The sequence below is a fragment of the Bacteroides fragilis NCTC 9343 genome (assembly GCF_000025985.1).
Taxonomy (GTDB): Bacteria; Bacteroidota; Bacteroidia; order Bacteroidales; family Bacteroidaceae; genus Bacteroides; species Bacteroides fragilis.
In genome coordinates, this window is the sequence record NC_003228.3 from 1,765,171 (window position 1) to 1,784,729 (window position 19,559).

Annotated in this window: 13 protein-coding genes; 6 read left to right on the forward strand and 7 right to left on the reverse strand. The window is 44.9% G+C overall.

From position 1 onward, the window contains the following. Nucleotides 1-21: 21 nt before the first annotated feature. Nucleotides 22-189 carry a hypothetical protein gene (locus BF9343_RS06945; protein WP_155268081.1) on the reverse strand — a complete coding sequence of 56 codons (168 nt, stop codon included), beginning with the start codon at nucleotides 187-189 and terminating at the stop codon, nucleotides 22-24. 654 nt (nucleotides 190-843) lie between these two features. On the opposite strand from BF9343_RS06945, the gene BF9343_RS06950 reads away from it, so the two are divergent. After that, complete coding sequence (locus tag BF9343_RS06950) at nucleotides 844-1,923, forward strand: linear amide C-N hydrolase (RefSeq protein ID WP_005797284.1); 1,080 nt, start codon at nucleotides 844-846, stop codon at nucleotides 1,921-1,923. Between the two features lie 312 nt (nucleotides 1,924-2,235). Here BF9343_RS06950 and BF9343_RS06955 read toward each other — a convergent pair whose 3' ends face one another. From BF9343_RS06955 to BF9343_RS06980, 6 genes are all read right to left on the reverse strand, one after another. Then, nucleotides 2,236-2,520 (reverse strand): hypothetical protein, encoded by a 285-nt coding sequence (locus tag BF9343_RS06955; RefSeq protein WP_005797283.1) that lies wholly within the window; start codon nucleotides 2,518-2,520, stop codon nucleotides 2,236-2,238. 476 nt (nucleotides 2,521-2,996) lie between these two features. Next, on the reverse strand, nucleotides 2,997-4,556 hold the full coding sequence (locus tag BF9343_RS06960; RefSeq protein ID WP_032536377.1) for a glycoside hydrolase: 1,560 nt from the start codon (nucleotides 4,554-4,556) through the stop codon (nucleotides 2,997-2,999). A 97-nt stretch (nucleotides 4,557-4,653) separates the two neighbouring features. After that, nucleotides 4,654-6,291: a RagB/SusD family nutrient uptake outer membrane protein gene (locus tag BF9343_RS06965; protein WP_010992524.1), complete on the reverse strand. Its 1,638-nt coding sequence runs from the start codon at nucleotides 6,289-6,291 to the stop codon at nucleotides 4,654-4,656. A gap of 10 nt (nucleotides 6,292-6,301) precedes the next feature. Beyond that, the gene (locus BF9343_RS06970; protein ID WP_010992525.1) at nucleotides 6,302-9,685 is read right to left on the reverse strand and encodes a SusC/RagA family TonB-linked outer membrane protein; all 3,384 of its coding nucleotides are present in this window, start codon (nucleotides 9,683-9,685) and stop codon (nucleotides 6,302-6,304) included. A 143-nt stretch (nucleotides 9,686-9,828) separates the two neighbouring features. After that, the gene (locus BF9343_RS06975) at nucleotides 9,829-10,785 is read right to left on the reverse strand and encodes a FecR domain-containing protein (protein WP_010992526.1); all 957 of its coding nucleotides are present in this window, start codon (nucleotides 10,783-10,785) and stop codon (nucleotides 9,829-9,831) included. An 83-nt stretch (nucleotides 10,786-10,868) separates the two neighbouring features. Beyond that, nucleotides 10,869-11,456 (reverse strand): RNA polymerase sigma-70 factor, encoded by a 588-nt coding sequence (locus tag BF9343_RS06980; RefSeq protein WP_010992527.1) that lies wholly within the window; start codon nucleotides 11,454-11,456, stop codon nucleotides 10,869-10,871. Between the two features lie 560 nt (nucleotides 11,457-12,016). Between BF9343_RS06980 and BF9343_RS06985 the strand changes: the two genes are divergently transcribed. From BF9343_RS06985 to bfmC, 5 genes are all read left to right on the forward strand, one after another. Further along, nucleotides 12,017-12,421, forward strand: a complete 405-nt coding sequence (locus BF9343_RS06985) for a hypothetical protein (protein WP_010992528.1) — start codon at nucleotides 12,017-12,019, stop codon at nucleotides 12,419-12,421. 5 nt (nucleotides 12,422-12,426) lie between these two features. Then, nucleotides 12,427-13,743 carry a hypothetical protein gene (locus BF9343_RS06990; RefSeq protein WP_010992529.1) on the forward strand — a complete coding sequence of 439 codons (1,317 nt, stop codon included), beginning with the start codon at nucleotides 12,427-12,429 and terminating at the stop codon, nucleotides 13,741-13,743. Between the two features lie 123 nt (nucleotides 13,744-13,866). Next, the gene (locus tag BF9343_RS06995; RefSeq protein WP_407637906.1) at nucleotides 13,867-17,496 is read left to right on the forward strand and encodes an ADP-ribosyltransferase-containing protein; all 3,630 of its coding nucleotides are present in this window, start codon (nucleotides 13,867-13,869) and stop codon (nucleotides 17,494-17,496) included. 10 nt (nucleotides 17,497-17,506) lie between these two features. Then, the gene (locus BF9343_RS07000) at nucleotides 17,507-17,860 is read left to right on the forward strand and encodes a hypothetical protein (protein WP_009292204.1); all 354 of its coding nucleotides are present in this window, start codon (nucleotides 17,507-17,509) and stop codon (nucleotides 17,858-17,860) included. A gap of 91 nt (nucleotides 17,861-17,951) precedes the next feature. Further along, nucleotides 17,952-19,556 (forward strand): pathogenicity island mobilization protein BfmC, encoded by a 1,605-nt coding sequence (gene bfmC, locus BF9343_RS07005; protein ID WP_010992531.1) that lies wholly within the window; start codon nucleotides 17,952-17,954, stop codon nucleotides 19,554-19,556. The last annotated feature ends 3 nt before the right edge of the window (nucleotides 19,557-19,559 follow it).

A 19,559-nucleotide genomic window follows, 5' to 3' on the forward strand; every position in this document is an offset into this window, starting at 1 on the left:
ACATATCATATGGAAATAAACTCATATCCGGCAGCAGAGGCTTCCACTGGCAAACAGAGGCGGTACAGCCCACGAAAAAAGAGTTGTACCAAACTTAGAATAACTGAAACGCCTGCCCACTTTGGAACCATTGAAATGGTAGCTGTCCATAGTGAATACGATGTCCTGTAGCTTATTGCTCTGTTCCATGTGCCTGAAATGCACTTCTACACCCTGCCGTTTCATGCTGGCAACAAACACGCTTCAATTACCGTACCTGCCAGCTTCCGTTTTGTACATATCGTAAAATTAGTACTTTGTCTTGTCCGACCCTTTCATACGGTTACGCTTGACATTCTCTTTACCATTTGCCATGTATACAGTTCTGTGGTTAGCAGATTGGCTATGTTGCAGCACAACGAAAGCAACAAATGACGTATACAGTCCACACAGGGTTGGAATATACAGAAGAGCAATTTGATTCAATTTTGTCACCTTTTATTGTAAATAACTAATTACAGATGACAGTTTTATGGGCCCTATCTGTGGTCGGGCAGTAACACCTCGTGATATTCAGACATCTAATTTTGATATTCGTATCTCACCACTGGTAAAATTCACCACGACAAAAGATAAGTTTGTAAAACCAGCTTTTACAAATAATACTCAAATGTAATATTTAGAGTGGTCTATTCCTTGGGGATATGTCCTCTTCCTTGCATTTTTCTGCTGTATGCTGCCATTTAAGGAAAATATATTCATATCTCCCTGTCTGTTTAAAATGAATAATTACTCTCTATTGTAATCAACCTTTCGGGAATGGAATGTGTTACACTACCATAAACGACCATTAAAATAGAAAGTATGAATACAAAATTATCAGCATTATTGATGTCAGTTTTATGTAGCGTTCCGCAAATACCGGCGGGAGCCTGTACGGGTATTACCTTGAAGAGCAAGGATGGTGCAACCGTTGTCGCACGTACCATTGAATGGGCGGAAAGTGTAATGAACTGTATGTATGTGGTTGTGCCGCGCGCTCAAGAGTTGCAGTCACTGACTCCCTCCGGTATGGATGGACTTAAGTTCAGGGCAAAGCATGGCTTTGTGGGCCTGGCGGTAGAGCAGAAGGAATTTGTGGTGGAGGGCATGAACGAAAAGGGACTTTCCGCCGGATTATACTATTTTCCGAACTATGGTAGGTATCCTGTTTATGATGCGGCACAGAGGGACAAGAGTCTTGCGGATTTTCAGTTGGTATCATATGTGCTGGCAGAATGCAGCACGGTAGATGAAGTGAAGGAGGCCCTTTCGCAGGTGCGTGTCATCAATATTGATCCCCGTTCGTCCACGGTGCATTGGCGCTTTACCGAAGCATCCGGAAGACAGGTGGTGTTGGAGATTGTAAATGAAATGATGAACTTCTACGACAATCCATTGGGCGTGTTAACCAATTCACCGGGTCTTGAATGGCATTGGACCAATCTGAACAATTACATCAACCTACAACCGGGCACGTTACCTGAACATAACTTCGGGCCGTTGGAGCCGAAGTCTTTCGGGCATGGCAGTGGTCTGCTGGGACTTCCCGGTGATTTTACACCTCCATCCCGTTTTGTGCGTGCCACCTTTTTCCAACTTACGGCACCACAACAACCCGATGCAAAAGGAAGTGTGTTCCAAGCGTTCCATATTCTGAACAACTTTGATATTCCGACGGGTAGTGAACAGCCCTGGGGAAAGGCGTCAGCCAATGTACCGAGTGCCACCCAGTTTACCGTTGCGTGCGATATACGGGACCAGAAGGTTTATTATCGTACCATGTACAACAGCAACATCCGTTGCATTGATTTGAAAACGATAAATTTCGACAATGTAAAATATCAAGCGGATCCTTTGGATGAAACGAAGGAGCAACCGGTGGAAATGAAAGTGATAAAATAGCTACTGATCCTTTAACAGGAGTGGTGCAGGCGGAATAGGAAGTCGGTATTGACTATGAGTTGGAGAACAGAGATAATTTATGTTCTGGAAATAGGTATTGCAATGTAGATAGTGTAAAAAAACGATAGAATCCAATATAATCAATATCGCTTTTTATTTTAATTGTTTGTTTTTCATTTTTTATATTTGAAGCGACTTGAATAAAAAAGTAGCTATTAGCACATCAACATCTGTACTAATACCTTATATACAACCATACCAACACTGGCTCTCATTGTTGGTGCCACAAGTGCACCTGCAGCGATCCAATGCCTATATTACAAACAAAACTGTACCAACTTGTGTTGTAGGGGGGATAGCATCATTTCCATAGTTGCTAATAATAACTATATTTTGTTTTTCAAAATCATATTTGACATCGCATATAGGTTCGTTTGTTTCGTTGTAAAGAGTATAAATGTTATCAGATGCCTTTGAAAATTTTAGTAGATAAATAATTTCATCATTAAGGATAATCCCTGCTAAAAGTTCATTTTCCTTTTTAGTAGAGGGTACAAGGTAGAGTTTTTCTTGTTTATCCAAAAGATTTGCTATCATGGATTTTGTGAAATTATATTCGTCTAATAATGTCCTACTTTCAAGGGAGAGCGTTTGGGATGTGTGAGAAGAAAAAAGTTGTTTGATAGCTTCTGTAATTATCACCTTTAGAAATAGAAAACTTAGCTTCTTCTTATTGAGCTACATTCTCATTTAAAGAGTTTTTGTTACAAGAACTAATAAAGAAAAGATAAAAATAAACAATAGGCTTTTATTATGTATTTTTAGGTATGAGATTTCACAAGTATACAAAAGAAATGATTAAAAGTTAATATGTAAAATTAATTATTTATCTTTTATTTTTCTCTTTAGTGCATTGATTATCCAATCTTTTGAATTATTCTTTTTTCTGTGGCTCTCCGTTTGGAATGGCCAATTTACAGATCAATAGAGTTCGTTTTTATTATTCTATTTTATTTAAGATACCCGTTGGCAGAGTTAAATATATACTAAGTTAATTCCGCCAACGGGTTTAATTAGTTGTCTTCGACTACAATGGTAGCTACCGAACGTGCTGGCAGCTGCAACTTTTTCAGCGGTTGTTCACCCATGTATCGCAGATTCTTGTCGATGGTGGTCAGATAAACTTTTCCTTTTTGGGCATGGTCACAGTTTAGGCTAATCACCTGATTTTCCTTTGAATAGTTGATGGCTACGGTCACCACTTCTTTCCCATCAGTATACGATGAAATCATCAGTGAAGTAGCGGCTTCCAAGTCACTTATCTTATAGGTAGGTTTTATGGCGATACGTTTCATACCCGGACGTACAAAGAAACTGTAGTTGGCAGTAGTCCACAGCATTTTGGTGGTAGAGATTTCACCGTCATATTGTAGTGACAATCCGTTTGAACCTTCAAGTGGCAATAGCTGAATGGGCACATCCTCGCCTAGTGATACGGCAGTCCACCATTGCCAAGCCGAAGCATTTGCCAAAGTTAGATCATTGTGGATGATGCGGGCTACATACAAGCCTAGGTTAATGCTGCGTTCCGGAGAGGCTGGCATAGTAATTTCTTCATTCTTTTCCAGAATGCAGTATTCTGATGCCCAAAATTTGGTGTTGTGACCGTTGGCTGAGAGCTCTTTGTGAATTCGGTTACGTATATCCACCAGCAAGGTAGCGGGGTAGGCCGACCAATAGTCGTGTGCTGCTACACAGTTAAACAGGTTTTTGAACTTCAGCACGCTGTATTGTCCGTCTTTGTAGAACATAGAGTGGATGATATCATCTGGAGTTTTAGCTATCGAATCAATTTCAAATAGATATTTCATGTCACCTACTTCTGGAATTAGAATTTTTGTGTCGATTTGAGCTTCGCTGATTGCTTTATCCAATTCTTCTACCATGCGGTAAAGGTCGGCTTTGGTGGCAAAGCTGCCTTCTTGGAAGGAATTGGCATGCCATTGCCCGTTTGGCTCATTGTTCGGGCTGATGTAATTTACGTGAAAGCCTTGTTCACGGAAATGTTGGGCACTCTTCACCAAGAAACGGGCAAAGTCATCGAATTTATCATTTTGCAGATTGATGCAATCTTGGTCAGTAGAAACTGTAGAAGCACTACGAGTCATAAAGTAGGGAGCTGAGTTCGTGAAAAACAGAAAGTTGTTCATGCCTCGTTCACGGGCCGCTTTCATGAACCATTGTTGTCCAGCTTGTTTGGTAAAGTCATATTTACCATCGGGTGAGAGGAAACATTCGGTACGGTTCCAGGAGTTATCCACCTCCTTTGCTTCACGGTTTTCGTAGCTTCCGGCTCCGATGTTTACGCGCCAGTTAGTCAAGGCCATACCGATGGGGTTACCTTTTTCGTCAAATTCACGTTTGAATAGTAAGTCGGCAATTTTTTCTTTTTTCTCTTGAGGCCAGTTTTTACCAATGAAGGCGCAGCGCCAAGCGTCTGAGGCGCTGAAGTTGTCTATTTCTTGATAGACGGTCTGTTTATCGATGATAAAAACCTTTTTATTCTGAGCGGCAAGTGGTTTCAGGCTTATGCTGAGGGTTAAAGCCGCAATTAAAATTGATATTTTTCTCATGGTATACAATTAAAAAGTAAGTCCCTATACTCGATGACGACACCAAGCATCCATCATAGCATAGGGACCCAACAAATATTAGGACTACTTAATAAAATTATATTTTGAAGTTAGTTTGTTTCAAGTTCGGGTTCTTATCCAATTCAGCTTGTGGAATCGGCATGTAACGGTTCCTGAATTTACGGATCTCGAGTACCACCTGGTTCTTTTCACCTTGGAAAATTGTAGCACGCTCCTCTTGGGGAATGCTTGTATCCATATCTACGGTACCTTGGTTAGAAGCATAGATTGGACCATTCAGTACGTCCTTGGCAATGTCCCAACGGATGATATCATCTCTTCTCAAGCCCTCGAAAGCAAATTCTACACGGCGCTCTCTTCTGAGCAATTCTCTCAGTTTAGCTTGTGTATTATATTTTGCTCTGTCTACTTTTGGCATGCCAGCTCTTTCTCTGATCAGGTCAATCAAGTCAGTAGCACCCGAAAGGTCTGTATTCTTTTCAATCATAGCTTCAGCCTTTGAGAGTAGGATTTCAGCATAACGGAACACAATCATATCCAGACCAGTGTTGTTTATATCTGAATATTGAGTCAGTGGTTTCATGTATTTACAGATAGAATAGCTAGTTTGAGAAGCATTTCTAGAATCAAGACGATGATCTTTGTTAGGTTCACCGTTAATGTTTCTGTCCAGCGTATTATAGATTCTCTTTCTACCCTTGTTATCCATCCAATCAGCACCCGAGTAAAGGATTGTAGCATAGAAACGAGGATCTCTATCTTTGTAAGGATGTTCTGGATTATACTCACCTTTAGCCTGAGCTTCTTCGATTGTCAGACCATCCTTCATTTCATATGCATCAATCAGAGATTGGATGGGTACGAATGCCGACCAACCGCCATCGATTACGTTACAGAATTCAATGATGGTTTGGTTTTTGTAGTCGTTCATTACTTTCTTTACAGCCAGAATGATTTCGCAGTTGTCTTCATTGGCTTCTTTGAACAATTCAGAGTAAGGAACTTCACCTTCTTGGTACAGATTATACACACCCAAGCTCTTGATTTCATTGGCAGCGTCAATCACTTCATCATACTTTTTGTAGAACAGACACAATCTTACCTTCAAGGCCAAAGCAGCACCGCGTGTAATTCTTCCTTTCTGTTTTGGACTTACGTCCAGTGCTCCGTCTTTGGTGATGTCATTTAGTTCATCAAGGATGAATTCCACTACATCAGTTTCTGGAGTAGCCGGCAGTTTGGCATCTTCCAAAGAAGGAACCACTTCTGTAACCAAGGGGATGTCACCATATGCAGTTACCATCATGTAGTAACGCCAAGCCCGTAGAAAGCGAACTTCGTTTTTCAACACTTCCAAACGTCTGGGATCATTGAAATGAATTTCTTTGGTAGTAACCTGATGCAAGAAGTTGTTACAACGGGTAATTAGAGTGTAGTTATACCAGTTGATGCCTGGAACGGCATGAGTAGCTGTACCATTGGCAAAAACAGCCCAGTTAGTATTGATGGCACAATAACCGTTATCACTGAACACGTCATTGTATATAGTATAATCTTGGTTGGCATAGTCATCATAACAACCTACAGCTAACATTTCTACATCTGCTTCTGTTTTTGGGAAAGTAGCGGTAGATAAGGCATCGTACGGCACTCTATCCAGCGAACAAGCTGTGAATAAGAGACCTGAAATAAGTGACAAATATATATTTCTCATAGTTGCTAAATTATAATGTAATATTAATACCAATAGAGTGAGTCTTCACGTGCGGATAGTATGCACCCCATCCTGCCGGAGCTTCAGGGTCGATACCTTGAGGAGTCTTGCTGAATGTAAGCAGGTTAGTACCGCTATAGTAAATTCTAGCAGATCCCAAGCGTACAGCTTGCAGCCATTCTTTAGGAACATTGAAACCAACTTGGATATCTTTCAGACGCAAGTAGTTGGTATTTACCAACCAGAAGTCTGAACAGGTAGTTTCCGGCAAGTTATATGTTCTGAATTTAGAAGCTCTAGGCCATTTGTTGGTTGGGTTTTCCGGGGTCCAGCGGCCTAACCAGTGATTTGAAGGATGACCAGAGTCACCGTTAAATTCACCGTAGAATTCATCAGTGAAGTAGCGTGATACGCCAGCGGCACCTTGGAAGAACAAGTTGATGTCAAACATTTTCCATCTGGCACCCAGATTGAATGCGAAAGTATATTTCGGGTTTTCTGAGCTCAAGATTACCTTATCATCAGGGTTGATTTCACCATCTCCGTTTATGTCTACCAATTTGATATCACCAGGAATTAAACGGTCGTTGCTTATCATTGTGTATTTCGGAGCATTTGCTATTTCTTCCTTGCTTTGGAAGATACCGTCTGATTTGTAACCATAGAAGGCATTAAATTCCTTACCTACCATGCGAATAGTACGGGCATCTTTCTGAACGTCTACATTACCCAGTGATAAAATTTCGTTCTTGTTGTAAGTAAAGTTACCGCCAAAGTTCAGCTGAACTCCACCCAGTGTTTTATGCCAAGCCAAAGAAACCTCAAGTCCTTGGTTTCTCATAGCTCCCACATTGTCCCAGTAACCAGGATACCCATAAGTATTCGGTACATTTACCTGCATCAAGATACCAGTTGTCTTTCTGTTGTAGTATTCCAAAGTGACCTGCAGTTCGTTGAATAAAGTCATGTCTACAGCTGCACCCCAAGTAGTAGTCTTTTCCCAAGAGATATCCTGGATTTTATTTTCAGTTTGTACTGCACCACCGCTTACCTTGTTGTCGAATGGATATTTCGCGTTGGTAGCATATGTATTGATGTACGGATAGTAGTCGTTACCAATCTGTTGGTTACCGAGCATTCCCCAAGAACCTCTTACTTTCATGTCGGTTACTACTTCGTTGAAAGCAGTACCTTGTATAAAATCTTCGTTAGTTACGCGCCAAGCACCTGAGAATGAGGGGAACCATCCCCAACGGTTGCCTTCTGCAAAACGGGAAGAACCGTCACCTCTCGCGTTAGCTTCGAACAGATATTTGTCCATGTAGTTGTATTTCAAGCGGCCGAATACAGAATTCATTGCTAGTTCACGAGTATAACCAGAGTTTCTCATACCTACTACTGAACCACCATTCATATCAGTTACGTCTGATGACGGGAAGTTTTGTCTGTAAGCATCATCATATTCATAAGAATAGAGTTCTGTGTGGAAACCAGCCAAAGTGTTTACGGTGTGCTTCTGGGCGAAGGTCTTGTCGTAGTTCAACAAGATATCACCTTGTCTGCGGATTTCCTTAGTGTGGCTCTTAGTCAGGCGGATTGGACCGTCGTATTTGTTTGCATTATATTGCAAGTCTTTTCTGTACAGCTTGTAACTCTTGTTCACTATGTTATAAGAACCGTTGGCGGTAATTTTCAAACCGTCCCAGATATCGTATGAAAATTCAGCGAAAGCATTCAAGTAATCTTTGTCTGTATCACCGGTAGAACCCAAGTCTTGGAATGCAATGGGGTTACCATCGGCAATGGCACCATAAGTACCATCTTCATTTTTGTAAGGAACCATCGGAGAGATACGGTTTACTTGTCTGAATACTTGATAAGCAGCACCGTCTGACCAAGAAATCGGGTCAGTAGGCTCTTTCATCAATGTATTAGCGAAGTCCAGATTGATTCTTGATTTCAAGCGTTCAGTCAGCTTCAGATCTAAGTTGGTACGAACATTGAACTGTCTGTTAGAAGCGTTTTCAACGATACCTTCTTGTTTTACATAACCCAGGGAAGCTCTATACTTCGCCCATTCAGAACCACCGTCCATACCTATGTTATGGCGGTTCATGAAACCAGAGCCGGTATAGAACAAGTCGTACCAGTCAGTGTTGGGATGACCGTATGGGTCAGAACCCTCGGCATATTTACGGATGTCTTCTTGAGTGTAGGGTTTTCTCTTTTCAGCTTGTTCAGAAGAAGCGCCTTGAGAGATGGCATCCCAGTATTCAGCTTCATTGGTCAATTCAGCCAATTCAGCAGAGTTGGTACGGTCCATCAAATCGGCAGGTTTTGACCATCCGAACAAAGCACTGTAAGTCAATTTGGGTTTACCACTCTGTCCGCGCTTGGTAGTAATCAAGATTACACCGTTAGCAGCTTTAGAACCGTAGATGGCAGCTGAAGAAGCATCCTTCAATACAGAGATGCTTTCGATATCGCTCGGGTCAACCACGTTCATATCGCCTTCTACACCGTCAATCAAAACCATCGGAGAAGAAGCATTGAATGAACCCAAACCACGGATTAGAATTTTACCGGTATCCTGACCTGGCTGACCGCCGGCATTGGTTACAGTTACACCCGGTGCTAAACCTTGCAATCCCTGAGATATATTGGATATTGGTCTAGAAGCCAATGATTTAGAGTCAATCGTAGCAACAGCGCCGGTCATGTTAACTTTCTTCTGCGAACCGTAACCTACTACAACAACTTCGTCCAGTAATTCGGTATCGTCCACCAGCTTTACAGCCATCTGTTTGCCAAATTGTGCAGTCAGTACCTGAGTTTTGTAGCCGATGAAAGAAATTTCAATTTTGGCATTTGGGGTACTCAAATTCAGTGTAAAGTTACCGTTGATGTCGGTCACAGTGCCGTTGGTAGTACCTTGCTCTACTACTGAAGCACCGATTACCGGTTCACCAGTAGAATCGATAACGTTACCTTTGGCTGTTTTCTTGTCTTGTTGAGCAATTCTAGTCGCTACGTTAGTAATTTTAGAGAGAGTTATATTGTTACCTAGCACCTTGCAATCAATATCGGTGTTGTCAAAGATGCCTTTCAGCAGCTCTATTACATCGGTATTGCTTCCATTTACATATACGGTGCGTTTTACGTCCACATCGTTCTTGTCATATACAAACAAATAATCCGTTTGTTTCTCAACTTGTTGAATCACAGATTCAATGGTATAATTCTGTGTCTTAAGGGATACTTTTTGATCCATGTACTCGGTTACACTCGCCAGGGCAGTATTTACGCCTAAAAAAAGAGCATAAGCCGAAACCATACCAACTTTAACGATATGGTTACAGTTTGAAATAACTTTTTTGTAGGAATTAAAATCCATAATTTACTTTAATTTAATCATTAGTATTTTGTTTAAGATCAGATGGCTTCAAGCCACGGGCGGTATTATTTTCGGAACCGCCTTACGTTACGCTACAATAGGGTGTTTTACATAGGCATTTTATAATTTATAAGTTACACAATTTATAAGATGATAATTTTTTTATTTTCGTAATCAATTTGATAGTCAAAATGATTGGTTTCTTTCAGCACTCGTATGATGTGTTCCAGTCCATCTTTGGCACGGAACTTACCGGTGCAGTAGGGTGATTTTCTGGTTAAAGAAGTATTTCTGATTTGGAATTCAACATCATAGTATTCTTGCAGTTTGTCGAACACTTCCAACAGAGGTTCGTTAAAATAGAGTATCCCTTTGCGCCACAGATAATTGTTAGTATTTTCAATCGGTTTGACCTTCAATACTCCTTGGCATAGCGCTGCACGCTGGTTGGGGGTAAGAATTACGGCCGATGATTTTTTTGCATTAGTAGTGACTTCCACTTTACCGTTCAATAGGGCCGCTTCAAATTGAGGAGAATCCTGATAGTCGTATACATTAAAGGAAGTACCTACCGCTTTTACTTGATATTTAGAAGTAGAAACGATAAAGGGATGCTCCTTGTCGGATTTTACTTCGAAGAATCCTTCACCGTCAAGTTCTACCAGGCGTTTTTTTCCGTTAAATTTCGAGGGGAAGGTCAGGGTACTGCCGGAGTTCAGCCATACCTTGGATCCGTCGGCCAGCATTATTTCTACATGCTGTCCAGTTGGTACATGGATTTGGTGTTGTAGTTCGTGGTGGGTTGTTGTTGTCTGCCGGTTCAAGAAGAAGTGCAGGGCAAAGCCCAGCACGAAGATAGCCGCTACCTTCATGAAAGATATGGCATAATGTTTCCACGGGAGGATTTTAGCTTTTTTGGGGAGGGCAACTTCTGTTTGTTCGGACATGTCCTCAATCCAGTAACTCATTTCAAACAGACGGCAAAGCTGTTGGTAGTAACGCTGGTGTTCTATCTCCGCTTCTATCCATTCAGTAATTCGTTGAGTTTCTTCATCCGAAACCTCTCCTTTAAAATAAGCTATTAATAATTCGTCGTCCATAATTCTTTATCGTTTGTAATAATGGCGACTGAAGGAAGGGATTCCCTAGTGTTGATTCAGGAAATTAACTTCTATTAAGAAATTCATCCCTTATTGATTGGGTTCATAAAACAGAGCCAAGTTAAGATAGGGAGGTAGTCTTTGAGGGCAGCACGAAGTTCTTTAAGGGCCTTGTTCATGTGATAATCTACCCCTTTGACCGAGATGCCCAGAGTTTGGGCAATTTCCTTTCCCGATTTATTTTCAAAGCGGTTCATAATGAATACCTTTTTGGTTTGTTCCGGTAATTGGTTGAGGGTTTTCATTACGATAGATTTGATTTCCTGTGAGAAAATATAGCTGGGATTACAGCCTTCCAAGTTTGAGATTCGGATAGCTAGTTCGCGCTGTTTCCATTGTATAAGATCATCTTTGGTATCTTCCCGTCGTACTTGTGTTTTGAGATAATCCAACGATTTATGTTTCACGATGGTGATAAGGAGAGCCATGGGGTTATCAACCGATTCCACCTTCATGGTTTCGAGCAGTTGCAGGAAGGCGTCCATAGTGATGTCTTCAGAAGCTTGCTTATTGCGCACATAAAAGCATGCAAAGTTGCAAACCTTATTAAACGAACTTTTATACAAAAGATTGAATCGTTCCACTTCCGAAAGGCTACCATGTGTCGACATTCTATGTATTTTTAAGATAAACAATTCGCAAAAATAGTTTTTTTTTGCAAAAGTAACAATCTGACTGCATATTTCTTTCAGTATTCATTCTTAACTAGAGGAAAGTAGTATTACCCCCTAAAAACGTTTACATGTATATGCCTTTTCCCTATTGTTTATTATTCGGTGATATCAAGCAGCTGACAATTGAAGCTGTTGCGATTCCAATCATTGGGGGCGATCACAAATTTTTTTCTTATAACAATATATATATTACATTTTTATATAGAATATGATTCAATCTAGGATCCACAACAGTTTGGGAAAACGATCGCGAATTGTAGAATAATAAAAAGATACCATAAAAAATAACATTAGGCAGTAGGTTCAGTACCTTGCCGTTTTTTTGTGTCCGGCCGGATAGGCTCAGGCATTTTTTATTATCAGCCAATTACAGAAAACTGTTCTAACGATAAAAATGCTTCTTTCCTGAGAAAAAACGTATGTCGCAATATAATTGCAACGAACTGCCGTATCTTGTCCCCGAAATCATAAATGTATAACCCCAAACAAACCATGTTATGTTGAATGAAAACAACCGGTCCTCGGACCGGATCCTGACCGAGAGGATCCTGGACGATCCAGACATGATCCTGAAAATTGAGAATCCTTCCCTGAAGCAGCAGATGGCTGCCGTACAGAAGAAACCTGAGCTGATCGCCAGCTTGCCGCTTGCGGGAGAAAAGGTGCAGCTTGCGGCGGTTATCGCCTGCCCGGAAAGCATCCTGCTTGTAGATACTCCCGCACCTGCCGCCTGCTTCATGGCCGTGGAACGGATGCTCAAAGCGGAACTTCTTCCCGTGCCGGGTGTCCTGAATGCGGCAAGGGAGTTGATACTGCAGATGAAGAAGGATAAAGCCGATGGAAGATCAAGCGGAGCCGCCATTGAGAAATTCCTGGATGAAGTCAAACCCATTAAAAACTAATCGCCATGCCTACCATTTTAGAACGCCTGGCCGCATTGTTCAGCCGGGATATGCGGGCCGTCCTCCGCAATCCGCGTGCCATCAGTATGATCGAGAATCCTTCCATACGGGTCCAGATGGCCGCCATCCGGAGGGATAAAAGTGTCATCTGCTTTATAGACAAGCCGGTGGAAAAAGTACAGCTCGCCGCAGTCAGGAATGCACCACACAATATTCATTTCATCGCTTCGCCCGGTGAGAGGGTGCAGCTCTCCGTTATCAGGAGCAGGCCGGCCTACATCGGCTTTATTTCCAATCCAACGGAAAAAGCACAATTGACAGCCGTTGAAAGGAGGGCTGAATGTATCTCCCTGATAAGCAAGCCTGCGGTAAAGGTACAGTTAATGGCTGTCCTGAAAGATCCGGCACATATCGCCTCCATCAAAGAACCGGCCGAGAAGGTACAACTGGCGGCGGTCCAGAAGAACCCTGAATACATCCGCCACATTGAATCACCTACGGTGAAAGTACAGCATATGGCTATTCAAGGCAACGCGGATACCCTGCGGCACATCAAGTCCCCGGCAGATACCGTACAGTTGGCGGCAGTCCAAGCCAAAGGAGAAACCATCAGGTATGTGTCCGAACCCTCGGAGGTGGTACAACTGGCTGCCGTCAGAAGCAATCCATTGAATATACGGTATATTGAAAATCCTACGGAGAAAGTCCAGTTCTCCGTCCTGCATGCCGACAGGGAGGCGGCTGCGCTTATCAGCTCTCCTTCAGAGGCAGTCAGGAAACAGGCCGAAGAGATGTACGGGCTGAAGCTGGAGAAGCAGGAGAAGCCGGCGGACCGGGAAGCGGAGCCGTCATCCGAAGCGCCGGAATCTTCCGCAACACGGCGCACACCCAGAAAAAAGACCGAACAGAGTACGCAATCCACGCGAAAACCTTCCGCCAGGCAGGTTAAGACGGCAATAACCAAACTGGATAAGGAGCTCCGGGAAATCCGGGAACTCCCACAGGGTAAGGACAGGGAGCAAAGACTTATCAAGGCCTTTGAGGAATTCAATTCATCCGCCGTCCCCGAAAAGAAAGGGTGCAACGTGGAGAGCATCCTCAAGGATCTTCGCGGGAAGGGAGTCAAGGTGGAAGCCATGAAAGCCGAAGAGTGGCACTCCCTGATGAATGGAAAGGCCATACAACCCTCCCTTATATCCGGAGCGTCCAAGCCGGCCGCAAAGGGAGCCTCTTTCATGCTTACCAAGACTCCGGTCGGGTATGCGGTAAAAGCTGTGAATACGGTCAACAGCCTTACCCGGCAGGCCAGTGCCGATATGTAACGTACCAATGTACGACCGATAAAAACATGTTTTTTGAATTTACTTGTTTACTTGAGTCCTGCTTAAGTAAACAAGTATTTCTCTTTAATGACCAATCAAGTAACATACTTATTCTTTCATGGGATGAAACAGATATCCGAACATCTTTTCACAACCGAGGAGCAGGCAATCATAGCCCGCAGTAAGGCGGAAGGCAGTTACATGAAAGCTCCGAACGGACAGGCAACCAACCTGAATAAAAAGCAGTGGGCACAGGTACGTACCCGGGCATTCAGGGAGTGGTTCGGGGATTGGGAGAACAATCCGGATGAAGCATCCAAGGTCAGAGATGCCAATGGGGAGCCTCTGGTGGTGTATCATGGCACTCCGATTTCACGGGATCAGGCGGCTGACAGGAGTAAATTCAGAATTGCCGATGATTGGGAGATTCAAACAATTAACGCACCTTTCCATACGTTCAGGGGTGGTGCATACAATGGACTGATCTTTACCTCTTTGACGGAAGAAAAAGCCAGAAGTATCGGTGAAACGCGCAGCATGAGTATCCCGGACAGTGAAGACGGAAGGGAACAGTGGACCACAGACAGTTATGTGTATGACCTCTTCGTCAATGCCAGGCAACCGTTTGACGTAAAGAATCCAAATGCCGTAAAAGATATCCTGGACGCATTAGAAGGACAGCTCACGGCCTATGATTTCTATCTTGGCATGGAAGTTCCCGTTTCCCGGAAAGAGGCGGAAAAGATATTGGAAGGGGGAAATTCATGGCGTGTGGTTGAGACACCTTCCATGCAGGAAATCATCCGGTCACGAGGATATGACGCCATCCATGCCTTGGATGAAGGTGTTCAATATATGGCGGTATTCGCTCCAAACCAATTAAAGGCATCCGGTAAATATTTATATTCCGAACGGAACACAGGTGTTTTTTCACCGGGCAACAACGACATACGTTTCCGGGAAGTCCATCATGGCGTCCCCGCTTCCTTTACCGGTTACAGGAGTATGAAAACGGAAACGGTCCGCAATGACAATATTCCTGCCGTCTTAGCTGCCCTCCGTGAGAAGCTGGAGGATACGGAACAGGAATGGCAGGACAGGATTCTTGATTATATCGCAGAGAATTATCCTACACAAACGACCGTTTCCGCACAGACAAGATCTCCGGAAGGACTGAAGGAGAGGGAGGCAATGAAAAAAGACAAAACACTCAGGAAGATGAAAGAAGAAGCCGTTGCGGCATTGAATGCCGCTGATGAAAAAGTAATGGAAGCGTTCAAAAAAGAGAATGGTGATATACTCTTTCGTGAGGTCAAAGAAAATGACGGCGGCAAATCTTTGGTGGGCCTGCATAATATCAGTGAGGAGAAGCTGCTTAAAGCCTTGAAGCTTGGAGGGCTTGCCAATCCCAGTGCCGCCGTGATTGATATAGCCAGGCAGTCACATGAAGGATACGGGGAGATTTCCCTGATACTCCCTTCTTCCATGATTGACAAACGTACCGGAAGGAATGCCGGAACATTCAGCGGGGACGCGTGGACCCCCGTCTATCCGCAAATAGAAAGGCAGTTTTCCGGTGACGGTAGCGGGCGTGTCCGGGATGCCATTTCCAGGCTGCCACAAGAGATGCAACCGAATGTACGCAGTGCCTGGAACAGCTACATGGACGGGCGCGACGAGGGGAGTGCGTTCGCTTATCAGTTTTTATATGAAAGAGGCGAGGCACCCGAATTCAGGAAGATAGAGCCGCTCTTTGGGGAACATCTGCGGAACCGGATATCCGCCATCGACGCGCTCGATGACTATGATGAACGCAACACGGCCCTGTTGGAGGTTTATATAGAAGAGAATTTCGGTGGTGATCAAACAAAATTTAAAGATTATATCGAAACAAGGAAACGGGTATTACAGGATAAAATACAAGCGTTCCCGGAACAAAAACAAAAAGGTTTGGCTTACAGAAAAGCGGTCCAGAAGCTGAATGATATAGAAGAAAGGGGCTATGAATACAGTTCCGTACAAGACTTCTATGACAGGGTGAAGGCAGATATCCGCCAGGCCGGCAGTGTTGATACCTACCATACCCTGCAGGATGCCTTGGATAAGATCAACGGATCGGAAGCGCTGAGCAGGCAGTATGCGGAGTGGAAGGAAAGCCTTGCGGACAAATATGGTATCAAGGAGGTACTTTTCAAAGGTTATACTCCGGATGGTGCCAGGATCTACCTTCCCCATACCCTGGAGAATGTCTCCGGGTTAATGAAACGGCAGGGCCTGGCCGCTGCAACCGGCTGGGGAGGTTCCTTCTCTGAATTCGCGGCCGCTCTTATGAAGCCGGTCGGCACACTGGACGGTATTCGCCGGCAGAAGGGAAGACTGACCACTGACCATAGTGATCTGGAGGCATTCAGGGACAAATGGCAGGAGGTCTACTTTGATCTGGGAATCAAGCTTAACCCGGGCGGTGGCACCTTTGATGATACCGGCCTTTACCGTGTGGAGGATATCGCGTTGAAACCTGATCCCGGGAGTTTTGCCAAACGTGAGTACGGGGTGGAACTTACCGGGGAGGATGTACGGCAACTTAAAGAGATGGTTGATGCCATACAAAATGAATATCCCGCCATGTATTTTGAAACCAAATTCGAGCGTCCGGTCTATTTGAATGAATTTGTAGCAGCGGTCGTGCCGGAGAATGTAAGTGAAGACGTTTCCAAAGCGGTCCGTGAAAGCGGGCTGCAAGTGTTTGTTTATAAACCCAAGGATGAATCCTCGAGAAACGAGGCTGTGAAACTGGCGTCGGAAATTAAAGGTGTACGGTTCCGGCTTGCGGGTGGGACGGGAGCCTTCACTCCTGCCTGTACAGCAAGCGGGCAGGTTTTCCTTTCCGGGGATGAACGGATGGCGGAACTCTCCCGCCATGCCGTTTTCCTGGCCCGCAAACAGCACATCCCCGTGAACATCATCCATTCCATCGGCGAGGTGGATTCTCCCAAAGTACGTGCCCTTATTGCGGGCGGGAAGGATATAAGGGGCTGGTATGACATCCCTTCGGACCGTATCTGCCTGTACCTGCCCAAAGCGCGCGGCAAGGAGGATATCGAGCGTACCCTGCTGCACGAAGGAGTGGGGCATTACGGCCTGCGCAGACTGGCCGGGCGGAAGCATATGGACGCGTTCCTGGATGACATCTTCGCCGGATGCGGGGAAAAGGTGCGCGGGGAGATTATCCGGCTGGCCGGTACGGGAAAAATGGATATACGTACCGCAACGGAAGAATACCTGGCATGTATGGCCGAAAGCGGGGCGGATGCCCGTGTATGGGACAAGATCCGCCTTGCCTTCAGGAACCTTCTGCGGAAGTTAGGTTTCAGCATCGAGGTTGATGACAGGGAGCTGAAGGGTCTGCTCGCGGCCAGCCGGGAAAACCTGAAGAGAACGGCGGCCACCCGCATACCGGAAAAGATACAGACCCCGAAAGGAGAACTTGAGCTTACCCCCGGATATGCCGCCGGATCTCTCAGAAGTAAAGACGGAGTCCGGGATGTCACACCGTTCCTGAAGGAGATGAAGAGGGCCGGGCTGAAGCCGGCCTCCCTCAGTCCGGAGGAATGGAAATCTCTTTTCAGCGGTAAAGGAATAGCGCTTCCCGACGGCAGGATGCTTATGGCCGTAAAGGAACCGGCCGGATATGGACTGAAGATAACCGCTCCGGCTCTCCGGAGTATCAAAACGGCAGAAATGGAAATATAAGATTTGGATTATGAATATGGATAAGAATGATTCTTTCGACGGGCCCCTGCAGGAGGGCAGACATACGACCCTGCGTTCCTTTTCCTGGGGAAACAGGGAGTTTACCATTTCCTCAGACAAAATCAGCCTGTATGTGGGGGGCATACCCTATGACACGAAGCCGATGCTGGATATTCTCCGCGGATCCGGAGTAGATCCCGGGAAACTCTCTCCCGCCAGGTGGATCTCTTTGCTCCGGGGGCAGCCTACACGCCTGCCGGGTTGTGAAAAGCCGTTCATGCTGTTCAAAGCCCCATCCGGATATACTCTCAGGTGCCTGGAAATAACCAGGGGCAGGAACAGGGCTTTCCAGACGGAAATGTAGTATGACACATGTAAATACTTAAAGAGTAAATCGTATATCAATCAAATTAAAGTAATCAGATTATTGAAGTAAATCATTAAAGTAAATTGTTATGGAGAATCTTATTCCTTATATCAAGCTTATTATTCTGGCACTGGCCTGCCTGGTGACGGGAGTTTGCACCCTGAACCGGAAATGGTATGTCAACCTGCCTGTCTTTCTTATATGCATAGCGGGCGAGACCTTCATGGCATACCTGTTCTTTCCCGCATACGCATTATGGCCGGCCTGCGGTTCGGTGGCCATATTCGCTTTCTCCACCGCATGGGAACATCTCAAGCCTTCAGGACGGAAAGAGAACAAGTCCCCGATCAGGTTGCCCGTCATTTCCGGGGTTCCATACCGCCATCTGGAATTCTATTACTATTATTCCAATTTCCTGGTCTATGGAGGGGCCGGTTCGGGAAAGACAAAGAGTATCGGCAAATGGCTGCTGGAGGAATATATCAGGCTGGGCTTCGCAGGGTTCATCTACGATTTTAAGGACGTGGACTACACGCAGACGGCCTATAACCTGACAAAGAAGTACGGCTACCCGCACAAGTTTTACTACGTGAGTTTCGACAAGCCGGAACGTTCATACCGGTTCAACCCGCTCAAGGTGGTAAAGGACCGTACCGAGCTGATGCAGCTCATGGAAGATGTCCTGCTCGCACTGCTTCCCAAGGGGGAAAAGCAGAATGAATGGGTGGCCGGGGGGCTGGGTATCCTGCGCGGGGTAGCCTTCCGCTTTTGGGATGAATTTCCCGAGTATTGCACGCTGCCCCATATCATGGCCTTTATCATGACCGCCTCTACCAGGCAGCTGTCCATATTCCTGCAGCAGAACCTCGTTGCGGAAATGATGGCCGGCGCGTATCTCAAGGCCGAAGGTTCCGAAAAGACCCAGGCATCCTACCTTTCCACCCTGTGTAACAACCTGTCGACCATTTCACAGAATGAAGAGATAGCCTATATCCTTTCAGGGGATGATTTTGACTTCAACCTGATCGATCCGGAAGATCCGAAACTGTTCGCCATCAGCAACAATTTTTCCAAGAATTCGGTCTATGCCCCGGTGATAGGCATGCTTATGAGCATATCCACCCGCCAGTTCACCATGCAGAACAAAGTGCCTTTCGTCTATTTCCTGGATGAAATGACAACAGTCAATATCAAGAACTTTGAGACGCTGCCTTCGGTCTTGCGCGAATACAAGGTCGGCTTTGTGCTGCTTACACAGTCCGGCGCAAAACTGGAAGCCCTGTATGGTAAACTCGACCGGTCCTCCGTGGAAGCCAATTTCGGAATCCAGTTCTTCGGACGTACCAAGGATGTGGAAGCCCTGAAATATTATCCGCAGATGTTCGGTAAAGAGGAAAAGGAAAGAAAATCCCGGAGCACGGGAAAAAGCGGCAGCAGTTCGAACCGGAGCGTTACCATCTCTTCCCAGAAAGAGGATATCTACCAGGGCAGGGATTTTGCGGATCTCGAGCCGGGAGAGTTCATCGGATCCGCCACCCGTGCCAATGTCAGATACTTCAAGGTGATGCTCGGGGAGTTTAAAGAAAAGGATGAAAAACCACTGCCCGACGTCCGGGTCCTGGAACCGGGAGAAATATCCGGGAATTTTGCCAGGATCCTTGAGGAGGTACGCTCCCTTTTCCCATGTGAATAGTAA

Coding starts and splice junctions, on each gene's coding strand:
- BF9343_RS06945 (WP_155268081.1), bottom strand. CDS start 189: ATGGAACAGAGCAATAAGCTACAGGACATCGTATTCACTATGGACAGC.
- BF9343_RS06950 (WP_005797284.1), top strand. CDS start 844: ATGAATACAAAATTATCAGCATTATTGATGTCAGTTTTATGTAGCGTT.
- BF9343_RS06955 (WP_005797283.1), bottom strand. CDS start 2,520: ATGATAGCAAATCTTTTGGATAAACAAGAAAAACTCTACCTTGTACCC.
- BF9343_RS06960 (WP_032536377.1), bottom strand. CDS start 4,556: ATGAGAAAAATATCAATTTTAATTGCGGCTTTAACCCTCAGCATAAGC.
- BF9343_RS06965 (WP_010992524.1), bottom strand. CDS start 6,291: ATGAGAAATATATATTTGTCACTTATTTCAGGTCTCTTATTCACAGCT.
- BF9343_RS06970 (WP_010992525.1), bottom strand. CDS start 9,685: ATGGATTTTAATTCCTACAAAAAAGTTATTTCAAACTGTAACCATATC.
- BF9343_RS06975 (WP_010992526.1), bottom strand. CDS start 10,785: ATGGACGACGAATTATTAATAGCTTATTTTAAAGGAGAGGTTTCGGAT.
- BF9343_RS06980 (WP_010992527.1), bottom strand. CDS start 11,456: ATGTCGACACATGGTAGCCTTTCGGAAGTGGAACGATTCAATCTTTTG.
- BF9343_RS06985 (WP_010992528.1), top strand. CDS start 12,017: ATGTTGAATGAAAACAACCGGTCCTCGGACCGGATCCTGACCGAGAGG.
- BF9343_RS06990 (WP_010992529.1), top strand. CDS start 12,427: ATGCCTACCATTTTAGAACGCCTGGCCGCATTGTTCAGCCGGGATATG.
- BF9343_RS06995 (WP_407637906.1), top strand. CDS start 13,867: ATGAAACAGATATCCGAACATCTTTTCACAACCGAGGAGCAGGCAATC.
- BF9343_RS07000 (WP_009292204.1), top strand. CDS start 17,507: ATGAATATGGATAAGAATGATTCTTTCGACGGGCCCCTGCAGGAGGGC.
- bfmC (WP_010992531.1), top strand. CDS start 17,952: ATGGAGAATCTTATTCCTTATATCAAGCTTATTATTCTGGCACTGGCC.